Annotated in this window: 12 protein-coding genes; 5 read left to right on the top strand and 7 right to left on the bottom strand. The window is 50.3% G+C overall.

From position 1 onward, the window contains the following. Window positions 1–281 precede the first annotated feature (281 nt). Entirely contained in the window at window positions 282–740 is a 459-nt protein-coding gene (locus tag NTV65_01510) for a nucleotidyltransferase (GenBank protein MCX6113877.1), read from the bottom strand. Between the two features lie 291 nt (window positions 741–1,031). On the opposite strand from NTV65_01510, the gene NTV65_01505 reads away from it, so the two are divergent. From NTV65_01505 to NTV65_01495, 3 genes are all read left to right on the top strand, one after another. Beyond that, the gene (locus NTV65_01505; protein ID MCX6113876.1) at window positions 1,032–1,739 is read left to right on the top strand and encodes a hypothetical protein; all 708 of its coding nucleotides are present in this window, start codon (window positions 1,032–1,034) and stop codon (window positions 1,737–1,739) included. Between the two features lie 448 nt (window positions 1,740–2,187). After that, entirely contained in the window at window positions 2,188–2,649 is a 462-nt protein-coding gene (locus NTV65_01500; protein ID MCX6113875.1) for a hypothetical protein, read from the top strand. 23 nt (window positions 2,650–2,672) lie between these two features. After that, window positions 2,673–2,873 (top strand): hypothetical protein, encoded by a 201-nt coding sequence (locus tag NTV65_01495; protein MCX6113874.1) that lies wholly within the window; start codon window positions 2,673–2,675, stop codon window positions 2,871–2,873. 108 nt (window positions 2,874–2,981) lie between these two features. On the opposite strand, the gene NTV65_01490 is transcribed toward NTV65_01495, so the two are convergent. The 5 genes from NTV65_01490 to NTV65_01470 form a co-directional block, all read right to left on the bottom strand. Beyond that, window positions 2,982–3,998, bottom strand: a complete 1,017-nt coding sequence (locus NTV65_01490) for a hypothetical protein (protein ID MCX6113873.1) — start codon at window positions 3,996–3,998, stop codon at window positions 2,982–2,984. A 71-nt stretch (window positions 3,999–4,069) separates the two neighbouring features. Then, complete coding sequence (locus NTV65_01485) at window positions 4,070–4,771, bottom strand: nucleotidyltransferase family protein (protein ID MCX6113872.1); 702 nt, start codon at window positions 4,769–4,771, stop codon at window positions 4,070–4,072. A gap of 76 nt (window positions 4,772–4,847) precedes the next feature. Next, window positions 4,848–6,722 (bottom strand): tetratricopeptide repeat protein, encoded by a 1,875-nt coding sequence (locus NTV65_01480; GenBank protein MCX6113871.1) that lies wholly within the window; start codon window positions 6,720–6,722, stop codon window positions 4,848–4,850. Continuing rightward, window positions 6,722–7,174: a hypothetical protein gene (locus NTV65_01475; protein ID MCX6113870.1), complete on the bottom strand. Its 453-nt coding sequence runs from the start codon at window positions 7,172–7,174 to the stop codon at window positions 6,722–6,724. The genes NTV65_01480 and NTV65_01475 overlap by 1 nt, the downstream gene beginning before the upstream one ends. After that, window positions 7,171–8,205, bottom strand: a complete 1,035-nt coding sequence (locus tag NTV65_01470; GenBank protein ID MCX6113869.1) for a phosphotransferase — start codon at window positions 8,203–8,205, stop codon at window positions 7,171–7,173. The genes NTV65_01475 and NTV65_01470 overlap by 4 nt, the downstream gene beginning before the upstream one ends. A gap of 22 nt (window positions 8,206–8,227) precedes the next feature. Between NTV65_01470 and fliG the strand changes: the two genes are divergently transcribed. Together fliG and ileS are read left to right on the top strand one after the other, a co-directional pair. After that, on the top strand, window positions 8,228–9,310 hold the full coding sequence (gene fliG, locus NTV65_01465; protein MCX6113868.1) for a flagellar motor switch protein FliG: 1,083 nt from the start codon (window positions 8,228–8,230) through the stop codon (window positions 9,308–9,310). Window positions 9,311–9,389: 79 nt separating this feature from the next. Next, on the top strand, window positions 9,390–12,518 hold the full coding sequence (gene ileS, locus NTV65_01460) for an isoleucine--tRNA ligase (GenBank protein ID MCX6113867.1): 3,129 nt from the start codon (window positions 9,390–9,392) through the stop codon (window positions 12,516–12,518). 225 nt (window positions 12,519–12,743) lie between these two features. Here the strand turns inward: ileS and NTV65_01455 are convergent, their stop codons facing one another. Continuing rightward, a complete protein-coding gene (locus NTV65_01455) occupies window positions 12,744–13,103 on the bottom strand; it encodes a hypothetical protein (protein ID MCX6113866.1) in 360 nt (119 codons plus the stop codon). Window positions 13,104–13,135: the final 32 nt, after the last annotated feature.

Genomic DNA, 13,135 nt, shown 5'->3' with positions numbered 1-13,135 from the left:
CTTGTGGCGGTGCGCTCTACTTCCGTAGTTTTGGGCTCGTCGTCTATAACTGCTACGGCGACCGCGGTAACGACGATGTGTCTGCGTCTCGGTCGCTACCTTCCACGAATTAAAAACTTGATCCTTGATTCTTGGATAATTGATCCCCTCCGGTAGGAGGGGCAGGAATTTGATCCTTGATCCTTGATCCTTGGTATTTGGGTTATGGGGAAGCTTGGGGAGGTTACCCAGACGAAGCTCAAAGAGCGCAGTCTGGGTTCGGCGGTGGGTGAATAGTTACGTTATCGCTTAAGTTGTTTAACCGCTTTAAGCTTTTCAATGTCCGCAAGGTCCTGCTTCCTGCCGGCCAGTTTTTTTAACATAATCAAGTCCGCTATAGCTACGACCTTCAATGAAGTATCCGCTATCTTTATTTTTTTGGCTCGTTTGATAAGGGCCTTGACGTTCGCGCCAACTATTCGGTTGAGAATATCCACACGCAAAGGAGGAATTCCAAAGACATATAGTAGACCAGGGGTCGCCAGCTCATCTACGCTCAAGTTGCTGATGGGAGCACCGAATTCAGAGAGTGCCGCAAGCAGCGCCTTGGCATTTTTCTTTTCAGGAACGATGAGAATGTCTAAGTCTTTTGTGTAGCGTGGCTCCGCGTGAATTCCGACCGCATATCCGCCAATTACCGCGTAGGCGACTTTATGCTTTGCGAATACACGCAGTAGTTCTAAGAAATCTGGGTATATCATTTGTGTTGTTTTTCAACTGATAGTCGAAGGTAGTTAGATCGCAGATTAATGAAAATTTTTCTTCATAAGACATGCGCAGCGTCCCATCTAGGCGACTTAGGTCTCCGTGGTCGGAGTCTTTACCTACAAAGGCAAATTGTTTCTTAGTTATGGAGCGGTTGCGCATACGTTAGTGTTTTATTATGGAGGGTCTTCTCAATGTCCGCAAGGTACTGCTCTGGTCCCCCCTTTCTTGAGATCTAAAGTAAGCAAGATTCTCTGCCGATAGTCTTAGTAAGGGAGCTAAAAGCCATGCCGGACCCGATCACAAAGAAACTCACGATAGCTGAGTATAAGGAAGCGCAGACAAAGCTCAGCGAACTAATGGCAAATGCTGTCACTGGTTTTGCGGCCGCGCAGAAGGTTGGAGATTTAGATAAAGCTAAAGCATGGAGCGAGACACTAGTGCTGCCTATAGCGAGCCTTAAGGAGCAGTTCCTGCAACTCTCTCCACGGGATCAATTTGTGTCTAAGTACTCTGTAGAGAAAATTAAAATTAACGCTCACCAGGTACGGTTTGTTCTACCTAAGGGTGTTTCAAGGATAGATTTACTTAATGAGGCGCAGGGGATAGCAAGGGGGCTTTATGGGCGAGATGCCGTATGGCCCGACCAGCTTAAAGATTGGCAAAAAGAGGATGATTTTAGAACTAAGACCACCTCAACAACTAAGCTAGGGATAGATGGGCGGGTTAAAGAGCTTGATGCAAAGAGCCGAGAAGAACAGGAGAGCGTTATAGGTGAGATGGCGCCGTTAGCTGACCTAGCTGTAGCGCATACAGCGTTCTTTATTCTAACCGGAAAGGATCTGTTTCAGGGGCAGTTTGTGCGGGCTTGTGGCGGTGCGCTCTACTTCGATAGTGATGGGCTCGACGTCAATGACTCCTGCGGCGACTTCAGTATCTACGTTGTGTCTGCGTCTCGGTCGCTACCTTCCACGAATAAAAAACTTGATCCTTGATTCTTGGATAATTGATCCCCTCCGATAGGTCATGTTGGTACGGGGTCACGGCCATTAAGTTAAGGACTCAATCGCCCACAAGTCTATTTATTTCCTCCGCCATCAAGCTGAAATTAAGCCTGATTAGAGTGCGGCTATGGGGCCACCTCTCTTAACTTAATGGCCGTGGGTACGGGGTCACTCCTGGTCCACGATGTGGCGAAGCGCGCTAGGTATAAATGCTCAGGTAGGCGATCCCTTTCATGGCCGGTCGGATACCGGCGGTCCCAGGGCTCACGCCTCACCCAATAGGATAACGATGCTCCAGAGTTGTAAGAGAGGGGATACCGCGGTCCCAGTGCATACGCCTCTCTTCTACCCCTATTTAAGCCCTGATTGGCCCAGATGGGATCTACCGTAAAGTAAGCAAGGATCTCTGCCGATAATCCTATTAAGGAAGCTAAAAGCCATGCCGGACCGGACCACGCAGAAACTCACGATAGCTGAGTATAAGGAAGCGCAGACAAAGCTAAGCGAGCTAATGAAAAATGCTATCACTGGTTATGCAGCCGCCCAGCAGGTTGGAGATTTAGATGCGGCTAAAGCATGGAGCGAGACACTAGTGCTGCCTATAGCGAGCCTTAAGGAGCAGTTCCTGCAACTCTCTCCACGGGATCAATTTGTGTCTAAGTACTCTGTAGAGAAAATTAACGCTCTCCAGGTACGGTTTGTTCTACCTAAGGGTGTTTCAAGGATAGATTTACTTAATGAGGCGCAGGGGATAGCAATGGGGCTTTATGGACGAGATGCCGTATATCCCTCCCAGCTTGAAGATTGGCAAAAAGAGGATGATTTTAGAACTAAGACCACCTCAACAACTAAGCTAGGGATAGATGGGAGGGTTGAAGGGCTTGATGGGAGCGCCTTATAGAGAAGCAGTGGGGTGAGACGCAGATGGCGCCGTTAGCTGACCTAGCTGTAGCGCATACAGCGTTCTTTATTCTAACCGGAAAGGATCTGTTTCAGGGGCAGTTTGTGCGGGCTTGTGGCGGTGCGCTCCGCTTTAATAGTTATGGGCTCGCCGTCTATTCGTTCGGCAACGACAGTAGTATCATCGATGTGTCTGCGTCTCGGTCGCTACCTTCCACGAATTAAAATGATGACATTCTTAACGCATGAGCGAAGCGCTGGGAAAGCCTTTCTCCAGCGAGTGATAAGGCCAAGTACCTTTGATAAAGATGGATTGGCTGAGCGATCGTAAAACTAAAGCTGCCGCTCCCGCCAATGCGTAATCATAAAGCACTCGCCGGGCTCGACCTTCAGATCCGCGTTTCGTACATGCACCTTTGGCCAATCAACAATAGCAAATGGAGAGACCTCAACCGTTGTACGTGACCAGACAGTACGCGCAGCGTGCTCCTCTGTACCGAAATCAAGACGGCTCTCTACTGCCCCAAGTATTGGAAGCCCTGAGGAGATAAAGTTCGGCAAGGGATCCTCTGCGCCCTCAGGTGTCGTGTACTTTAACGCTACCGAGGGGGTAGTGGCGTTGATGTTATCCTTAAACCAAACAGGGGGAACGGCCAGCCCCTTAGTTGTGCGTATGCTTGCCCTGATCTTTCCGGCAGATTTTGGGACGGTTGCAAAAAGACCATCGGCCTTTGTGTTAATAAAGTAGCGGGCTCCTACCGGCGCATAACGGGTCTTTAATAGCTCCCCGCGAGGTGAATAGATGCGTGGACAGACCACTATCGATCTAGTCGAGCAGTCCCTAATAGGGGGAATTAATATTAGAACGCTCGTATTCTCCTTTCCTTCAAGCCAGATCGGGCGCGTATGATCATACGGATAGGTAACAGAAAGCCCGGCAGCCTCACTGGCAAAACGGGTATGAGAGCTCTTTAGCAGAATAGCATCCTCACCTAAATCAACCAGGAGCGAAAACTTCTGCCCCTCTGTAGCAATTCCGGAGGTTGCAACGTTGTCAAAGAGTATCTCGCTCTTGATCTCACTCTCTACCACCGTAAGGGCTGCTTTAAGTGCTGCATCGGATCTAACAAGGCTCTCTGTACAGAGCTGTTTTTTAATCTTTTCACGTTCCTTATCACGCGAAGGAAGATTAATCAGGCTCGTCATTAGGGCTCTCTGAGAATCGTTTAAGGCAGAGGCCGCAATCTCAGACGATGCAGGATAACCCTCCTGTGCCAGTAAGGGAGAGGGGATGGTTACTAAGAGAGCTATCAGCCAGTACCGTAGCAAATAGAGGAATTGGTATTGCATAGTTATAAGATCCTTTGAGCGAAGTGCCTCAGCTAGATGTTGTCTAGTGAGCCCTCTTTTGGCAATAGGCTTCAGTCCCCAAGGCGTGACTGAAGAGCTTTTAATTGCTCCGCAGTTCCGATATCAACCCACTCTGCATTGTAAACTAGGGTGCCGAAAACCCGCTTTGTAGCGCGAGCGGCGGCGAGATAGGGCTTTATAATAGAGAAAATGTTTTCGTCCCCCATGTAATTAAAGAGCTCACTAGAGGCAACGCTGATACCACAGAACCCAAGCAGCTCGCCCTGATTAGGGGCGCTCAGACCCTCTCCGCTCCAGCCGATTATATGACAATCTCGGTCGATAAACACCCCGCGACTAGATTCGCGGCGCATAACAGCCAGGGTTCCGATCGCTTGGCGCTCCCTGTGAGATGCAAGCAGCCCTGCCAGGTCGATAGTTGAGTATACGTCTGAGTTGTGAATTAAAAAGGCGCTCTCTGAAGCGAAGAACTCACGCACCTTTTTAAGACCCCCTCCGGTATCTAGCAGTTGCGGCTCCTCAGAAAAAAGCACCTCTAGCCCAAAACGCCCCTTAGACTCAACGAACTCAATTACCTGTTTGGCGTGGTGGTGCACATTAATCGCAACTGCCCTAACGCCAGCCGATTTAAGTCGCTCAATAACACGCTCTAGCATCGGCACGCCGCCGATAGTCATAAGGCATTTTGGGGTGTCGTGCGTAAGCTCTTTAAGCCGTGCGCCTATGCCGGCTGCAAAGATCATGGCTTTCATGAACGTAATCTCCCTTAGTGATAACTTGCTCGACCAGATTAAAACAAGAGGAGCTCTGGCAACAGATACCAACCCCTTAAAGAGCGCCCTCTAGGGTATTAAGATGGCTAAGTAGTTTTTCTGCTCGCGTTTCCTCAGGATTCTCCCGTAATATTTCAGTGAGGGTCCCTCTAGCTGAATCGTAGCGTTGTTGCAGAATCTCAAGCTGTGCAAGGTTAAGGTGCGCAGCGACTAACTTGGGGTTAGCCAGGAGTGCCGCTTTAATGTAGACCTCGGCCATGTCGAGCTGTCTGCCCTTAAGTAGCTCAGAGGCCTGTCTGTTGACCGCAATAGCCTCTGTGAAAAACATCTCTAGGCTCTTTCTGTCGGTACACCACTGCCTAACGAGAGCAGGACGTGCTGGAAACGGGGGAGCCTTATCTAAATACTCAATTTGGCGCAGGGCGCGCGCGCGAAGCTCCGGCGCGCGTTGAGATCCATCCAGCAGTGCGGTACGGGCATCAGCGAGCCTGCCTTGAGAGGTTAATAGGCCGGCAAGATTGTGCAGCGCTGCGTAATTTGATGGTTTGGCCTGAATGGCGGCTCGATACTCCCGTTCGGCCAGGAGCTCACACTGAGCACCCGTATAAATTAGAGCCAGCATATAGCGTTGTTGATCAACGGCCGCCGCCTCTATCTCCCTATCTAGCTGCTCCAGGGCGGCGCGTAGCTCTCCATCGTTATAGAGGGCGATTCCGAGATTTAAATGGTTGCGGGTCGATGCAGCAGAGGCCTCTAGAGCCTTACTAAAGAGCACACGATCGGATCTCCACAGAGAAGATCGTTCGACCGAGCAATACGACAGAATAGCACAGAGGGCGACCGTTACTGTAAAAAAAGGACGTAAAGAGAGCCGTTCCCAAAGCAGCAGCACGCAAGCTGGAAGGATAAAAGCAGCCGCAGTGTATACGAGCCGTACCCCTATCATTGATTTAAGCATAATGGCCAGGACGGACGGAAGAAAGGCAATAATTCCAGCAATATAGAGCGCTCTTACTAGGGGCGATGAGTGTAGTGATCTGATTAAATATACTACCCAGCCCAGAAGCAGCACTCCGCAGGCAGCCCCAATCGCTAAGCTCTCCCCAGTTAGAGAGGATCCGTATTCAATCCGAAAAACGGGGGGCCACGCTATGGTGCCCCAGAGGTGCAGGAGCGCAAGGATTCCGATCTTAAGGGAGACCCCCTCAGTGGAGGAGACCCCGATCGGGTTATCGAGCGCCAATAAGCGAGCGATAAACCAAACAAGGGCGGCGACGGCGTAGGGGATAAGATCTCGCGGGCTAACCTTGCGAGCTGCTCCCGTTGTTGATGCGAGCAGGAGCGCTAGCAGGGGGGTGATGATCGCGGACTCCTTTGAGAAAAGCGCACAAGCGAACGCCGTGGCCGAGAGGGTGCTCAGTAGAATATTTATTCGAGCTTTCCTGCGCGCCGTGAGGCAGAGTAGGACTGATAGCAGCATAAAGGTTGTTGCGATTAGATCGGTTCTTCCTGAGATCCATGCCACAGATTCTGCCAAGGCTGGATGAACCGCAAAGAGGCAAGCCGCTAGCGCCGCAATTAGGCTTGGGACAGCGAGTTCAACGAGGACGCACCATACCAATGCAACGTTAGCCGTATGAACTATGATATTAGTAAGGTGATAGCCTTTAGCTGTTAATCCGCTACGCGCGTAATCAACCATGTAGGAGAGGGCTATCAGGGGTCGATAGTAGTTGGAGTGCCCAGCCTCGGTCTCAGTGGACCAAAAATCGCTTGAAAAAAGGGCAGAGACAGAACTCGTTTTAAGACTTACCTCGTTCTTCTCAATCAGGATATGATCATCCCAGACAAATCCATTACGCAGAGAGTCACTCCATACCGAGACTGAGAGCAGTAGTGGTATCAGTATCCATCTGTTTAATAACGGCACTATAATAATCCCAGCGCCTTTAAATTATAGTGTATAACCTGAGGCTGAACTTGGGTTGAAAAACTAGCGGCGATATGGTTCGCTAACTGTTCAGAGAGGTATACAGATCGGTGCTGGCCGCCGGTACAGCCGAAGCTTACGTTCATAAATTCAAAGCCACGACTAAGAAAATTTGTCACAGCAGAGCTTACAAGAGCAAAGGTGTGCTCTCTAAAGGCAGCTACCTCAATAGAGCCATTAAGGTAAGCTATCACCTCACTATCCAGCCCAGTTTGAAGTTTAAAATGCTCCTCACGCCCCGGGTTCGGAAGCGAGCGACAATCAAACACAAAGCCCCCACCGTGACGACCCTCTCCCAGCGCAAAGATATGTGCAGGTAAGGGGGCTTTGTAAGAGAAGCTTGTAATTTCAAGGATCATGGGAGCTGTTTTAATTTGGCCTAATTTATTCATGGGGTCTCTCTTTTTAGTGCCTCAATAAGTGCATCAGTGCACTCTAAAAATCCTGGCAGCGCGATCGGAAGTTCCGGCGATAGTAGCGCTTTTCTGAGCGTTTCAAGCGCTAGCGGAATATTACGCACAAAGTATTCTTTGCCCGCGCCCAAGCCCTCGCGCCCATAAACACCAAGCACCTGCAACATGCGGCTAATAATAAAGCCCTGATAGAAATGAAGAAACTCCCCTTGATCTAACGAGGTATAGGTCGCAGCAGCCTGGCAGTAGTGGTTCAGCAGGGACTCACGGGTGGCATGCGGTATCTTAGCACTTGATTGATAGAGCAGCGAAACAACGTCGTACTGCAACGGGCCCTTTCTACCCCCCTGGAAATCGATAAAGAACGGCTTGTTGTTTACGATCATGATGTTGCGTGCCTGAAAATCACGATACAGAAAGAAGCCGTTAACAGCTTTTGCCAGAAATGAAAGTAGGCTTGAGAGATCCCCTTGCATGCGGCGCAGATCCCAGGCAGGTAGTAGCCGCAGAACCAGCTCTCTCTGAAAGCTCTCAAGATCGTTTGAGAGGGCATCTAGCGAGAAGTCAGCGCTTGGATAGCAGCGTGAGAAGTCTATGCTAGCGCTATGTTTAATCTGAAATTGCGGCAGATACTCTAGCGCTGCACGGTAAAGATCTTCGACCGAGGAAGGGAAGGTTTCAACAGAACGCTCCCGCGCCAGAGTCAGATTATCAAGTAAGGTATTATCGCCTAGATCCTGCTCAAGATAGGCGTGCGCCTCAGGTCGATATAGGTAGATCTCAGGAACCGGCAACCCAGCCGAGCGAAAGTAGCGAGCGAAGTATACGAAGGCATCGTTTTCACCCCGATCTGGATTAAGTACCCCCACCATTGAGGTTGCCCCACCCGTTAGGCGATAGATACGGCGCTGCGAGGCGTGCGGGCAAAGGGGGGTGACAAGGGTCGGAGCCGAGCCTGTAACCTCTTGAAAATAGGTGACTAATAGTTCTTCGTCGGGCTTGGCAACCATATAAGGCAGTGTAATTGCTGAGATGCAGGAATACAAGCCAACTCGTACGAGCCGTTATGCGCCCTATTATCATCATAAGGAGTTGAAGGAAGGACTCAACACGATGCAACGGGAGCTAACAAATCCAGAGAAGGCGGCGCTGACCCTATTAGGGTTGGGCAAGGAGGTTGCCACTCAGGTCATGCAAAACCTGAACGAGCACGAGGTTAAGACCGTCAGCCGCGCCTTCCTAACCGTATCAGAGGTCGACCGCGAGACGCAGTTTAAACTCTCTCGAGACTTTCTCAAGATGCTCAAGGCCGGCGATACCATGCTGGTCGATGGACGCGAGTTTGCAAAGAGCGTTATCTCAAGCGCCTTTGGAGAAGCTGGTAGCGAGGCCTTACTCGAATATATTACCGGTGCCAAGAAACAGCCGATCGGATCCATTATCTCTGAGGTTCCACAGAAATCCCTCTATGGGTTTATCTCAGCGGAGCATCCACAAACGGTTGCATTCCTAATGACCATGATGAACGCTGATCAAGCAGCCATTGTCCTTAAGCAGATGCAACCTGAGATGCAGACCGATGTTCTTATCAGAATATCTAACCTTTCAAATATCAAAGCCGATATTATCGATGATGTACGAGAGGTGCTACGTGGACAGCTACGGGGCGGAGACTTCAAAGACGAGGAGATCGGCGGGCCTAAATCAGCGGCAGATATCCTCAACTTCGTTGATAGAACGAACGAGGAGCGCATTATTACCGAGATTGAGGAGACCTTCCCGGACCTAGCCGAAAAGATCCGCAATCTTATGTTTACCTTCGAGGATCTTAAGAAGATCGACGACAAGGGCATCCAGGGTGTTCTTAAGGATGTGCCACGAGAGCAGCTCGTTATCGCGCTCAAGACGGCTAGTCCAGAACTTAAGGACCAGATCTTCAGAAACGTATCGCAACGTGCAGCCGAGATGATTAAAGAGGATCTTGAGGCGCTCGGTCCAGTTAAGCTACGAGATGTAGAGAAGACGCAACAATCGATAGTCGATGTTGTACGTAAGCTCGAATCCGAGGGTAAACTCGTGATCGGCGGCGGTACAGGCGAGGATCAGCTGGTCTAAAGAGAGCCCAAGCCACCTGAGCAGGTCGCGGCGCGCAAAAGCCTTGAGCGCGATCGAGGATCTATAGTATTAAACCGTAATGACACAAGAAAACGGCTTCCGTAAGGTTGAATCACGCCCCCACCTTCCCACCCTTGAAAATGGTGTTGTCGCGCGTTGGAAGCAGGAACGGACCTTCCAGCGCTCCGTTGAAGAGCGTCAGGACAGGCCGGAATTTATCTTCTACGACGGACCCCCATTCCCGACAGGGAATCCGCACCACGGAACTCTCTTCGTCTCGATCCTTAAGGATGTAGTTGGGCGCTACAAAACGATGCGCGGCTACAGGGTGCCCCGTACCTGGGGTTGGGATTGTCACGGACTTCCTATTGAGACGATCGCTGAGAAGAACCTCGGACTAAAGGACAAGGGCGAGATTGAGAGGACCGTTGGTGTTGCTGCATTCAATGCCGAGTGTCGTCGCATCGTATCTGAGTTTAATGACAACTGGCGCAAATATATCGATCGGATCGGGCGCTGGGTTGATATGGATAAGGCCTATAAAACCCTCGACCGCTCATATATGGAGTCGGTTATCTGGGCCTTCGGTGAAGCGCACCGTAAGGGATTAATCTACAAAGACTACCGAGTTTCTCCCTACTGCTATCGTTGCGAAACGCCGCTCTCGTTCTCAGAGATACGGGTAGATGATAGCACCCGACCGAAGCAGGATAGAGCCATCACCGTTACGTTTCCTCTAACAGGAATGCAGGGGGTATCGGCGTTAGCATGGACCACTACACCGTGGACCCTACCATCAAACCTAGCTTTAGCAGTTGGAGCCGAGATTGAGTACGTAGTTGTTGAGAGCACTCTAGGTCATTTACTGCTCGCAAAGAAGGCGCTTAAACGGTATGAGCGCGAGCTGGGTAAAGAACCAGTGATTATCTCAACGCATACTGGAGCTGAACTAATAGATCGCAAGATACGGTATCAGCCACTCTTTCCATACTTTAAAGAGAAGAACGCATTTTTAGTTATCGGGGCAGAGTTCGTTTCAACTGAAGATGGAACTGGGATCGTGCATATGGCGCCCGCCTTTGGCGAGGATGATTACTGGGGATGTCGAAAGTATCAGATCGAGGTTGTAAATCCGGTCGACTCAGCAGGTTGCTTTACTGAAGAGGTAAGTGATTTCGTCGGACAGAACGTGCATGAAGCTAACCCGGCAGTCGTTAAGCTCCTCAAAGAGCGTGGTGCCGTAGTTCGTGATGAAACTATCGAGCACAATTATCCGCACTGTTGGCGTTGTCGTACTCCGCTTATCTACCGAGCGCTTGATGCGTGGTACTTTAAGGTTGAGGCGATTAGAGAGCGACTAATCGAAACTAACAAAGAGATCTCGTGGTATCCAGAGACCGTTAAGCATGGGCGATTTGGCAACTGGATTGAGAACGCCCGTGATTGGAATATCTCGCGTAACCGCTACTGGGCAACCCCTATACCAGTTTGGGAGTGCAGTGATTGCGGTAATCAGAAGGTTTACGGAACGGTCTCTGATTTAGAGAGGGACGCAAGCACAGAGCTACCTGACCTACACAAGGAGTTCCTCGATGCGGTAGAGATCCCGTGCGCATGTGGCAGCAAGCTAAAGCGCGTGCCGGAAGTTTTAGACTGCTGGTTTGAGTCTGGTTCGATGCCGTATGGGCAATACCACTATCCATTTGAAAACGCTGAGCACTTTCGTTCTCATCTCCCTGCAGATTTTATTGTAGAATACACCGGACAGATTCGGTGCTGGTTTTATTATCTGCATGTACTCTCAACGGCGATCTTCGATAAGCCAGCGTTTAAGCACTGCATGGTGCACGGTAACCTGCTTGCGACGGATGGCAAGAAGATGTCAAAGAGCCTTAAAAATTACACGGATCCATTTGATTTAATGGAGAAGCACGGCTCCGATGCGTTACGCGCATATCTCTTCGCCTCACCTGCGGTAGGGATTGAGGATCTACACTTTCGTGACGATGGTGTAGAGGGCATGGTTAAATCGATCATGCTTCCGATCTGGAATGCACTCTCGTTTTTTACCTCGTACACTGAGGTGGATGGTATAGCGCCCAAAGATATTGAACTTGAGGGGCAGGCGCTGACAGATCTCGATCGCTTTATACTCTCAGAGGTTGAGATCCTTAAGCGCTCCATTACAGAGCTACTGGATGGCTACCGTATTAATGACGCAATGCGACTCTTTGCGCCCTTCTTAGATACCCTCAACAACTGGTACATTCGGCGTAGCCGAGAGCGGGTCTGGTCGGAGGACCCCCGGTCACCCGAGAAGATGGCTTTTTATGCAACCCTCTACGAGGTGCTGACAACATATGCGCAGTTAATAGCTCCGCTATGTCCATTTATTGCCGAGCTGGTGTGGGAGCGGCTCGGATTTAAGGAGAGCGTGCACCTTTCGAGTTGGCCAAAGGTTCGAGAATCTCAGATCGACCTAAAATTATCACGGCAGGTTAATTTAGTGCGAGCGATGGTCTCAGCGGGGCTCTCTGTGCGCGCGCGTGAAAAGTTACGCGTACGGTTGCCACTGGCAGTAGCAAAGATAGCGGGGCGAGATTCAATGGCGCAGGAGCTTGCGCCGTACATCCCAGTTCTGTGTGGAGAGTTAAACGTTAAATCGATTGAGTTTCTTGAGGATGCCTCCTCAATAGCAACGCTTAGCGCCAAGGTAAATGCGCGCGTTCTAGGTCCGCGCCTCGGTGCGCGTGTTCAAGAGGTTATTCAGAAGGTGAGAAACGGAGAGTTCGAGGTAGTAGGTGAAAACTCAATCAAAATTGGGGATATCACCCTTTTACCAGGGGAGGTTGAGGTGGGATTCTCAGGAAAGCCAGGCCTTGCGGTAGAATCAGGAGATGGATTCGTGGTCGCACTCGATATAGCAGTTACTCCAGCGCTTGCGCTGGAGGGCCAGGCGCGCGATCTGGTGCGTGAGATCCAGGATATGCGCAAAGAGGCAGATCTTAATATGGCGGATCGTATCCGTCTTTCAATTAGCGGGGCGCAGGCTCTTCTTGCAGCACATGAAGCCTACATAAAGTCAGAGACCCTCTGTATTGAGGTGGTAGCAGCGCTAGGATCGCCCCTTGTTGAGCGCACCGTTAGCATAGAGAACGAGACGCTAGTTTGCGGCACTGTTCAGATAGCTTTGGAGCGAGTTGTGTAGAGATTTGATAGCTCTAAGTTCCCGTGGATGATGTTGAGATGTATCAGACATTCGTAATGCAAGCGTAGGCGAAGCGCTGGGAGTGCCCTTCTCCAGAACGGCTAGGTATAAATTCAGGAGTACTATCTTTTTCATGGCCGGTCAGATACCGGCGGTCCCAGTGCTAACGCCTCGCCCAATAGGATAGGGATGCGGAGCAAAGCGGGGGTGAACGGGGGTGAATAATTAGTGGTATATTATCTTCTTACTATCCGTCTCTGTGATATCTATATCCGGTTTCTCCATAAAAGCGTCCAGAGGATCCTCCATATTGGAGGAGTGCGCATAAAAACGGCGCTCTAAATCCTTGGTCATCTGAGAAACGTGCTTCTTAAAGCAGATAATCCTCCAAGCGACGTAGCACATAAGCATACCGAAGCACAGAAATACTATAGCGATAGCACCTAGAAAGAGCTTTGGCGAAAAGATTACGACTAGCGCAAGCGCTATAAGTAGCAGCCCTGGAATAAACGGTGCCCCACGTTGACCGGATCGCACGACCTTAATCGAGACAGATGGACCCCAGCTTTTGATCTTTGATTGCATTAGGATAGTGTACAGCAGAAGGTTGGGTTTAA

It is taken from the genome of Pseudomonadota bacterium, assembly GCA_026390555.1.
Classification (GTDB): Bacteria; Bdellovibrionota_C; UBA2361; order UBA2361; family OMII01; genus OMII01.
The sequence above is the reverse complement of the archived record's forward strand: the minus strand, read 5'-3'. Positions and strand labels throughout refer to the sequence as shown.

Bases quoted from the DNA above. Each gene is read 5' to 3' on its own strand.
- NTV65_01510 (MCX6113877.1), bottom strand. From the start codon at position 740: ATGATATACCCAGATTTCTTAGAACTACTGCGTGTATTCGCAAAGCAT.
- NTV65_01505 (MCX6113876.1), top strand. From the start codon at position 1,032: ATGCCGGACCCGATCACAAAGAAACTCACGATAGCTGAGTATAAGGAA.
- NTV65_01500 (MCX6113875.1), top strand. From the start codon at position 2,188: ATGCCGGACCGGACCACGCAGAAACTCACGATAGCTGAGTATAAGGAA.
- NTV65_01495 (MCX6113874.1), top strand. From the start codon at position 2,673: ATGGCGCCGTTAGCTGACCTAGCTGTAGCGCATACAGCGTTCTTTATT.
- NTV65_01490 (MCX6113873.1), bottom strand. From the start codon at position 3,998: ATGCAATACCAATTCCTCTATTTGCTACGGTACTGGCTGATAGCTCTC.
- NTV65_01485 (MCX6113872.1), bottom strand. From the start codon at position 4,771: ATGAAAGCCATGATCTTTGCAGCCGGCATAGGCGCACGGCTTAAAGAG.
- NTV65_01475 (MCX6113870.1), bottom strand. From the start codon at position 7,174: ATGAATAAATTAGGCCAAATTAAAACAGCTCCCATGATCCTTGAAATT.
- NTV65_01470 (MCX6113869.1), bottom strand. From the start codon at position 8,205: ATGGTTGCCAAGCCCGACGAAGAACTATTAGTCACCTATTTTCAAGAG.
- fliG (MCX6113868.1), top strand. From the start codon at position 8,228: ATGCAGGAATACAAGCCAACTCGTACGAGCCGTTATGCGCCCTATTAT.
- ileS (MCX6113867.1), top strand. From the start codon at position 9,390: ATGACACAAGAAAACGGCTTCCGTAAGGTTGAATCACGCCCCCACCTT.
- NTV65_01455 (MCX6113866.1), bottom strand. From the start codon at position 13,103: ATGCAATCAAAGATCAAAAGCTGGGGTCCATCTGTCTCGATTAAGGTC.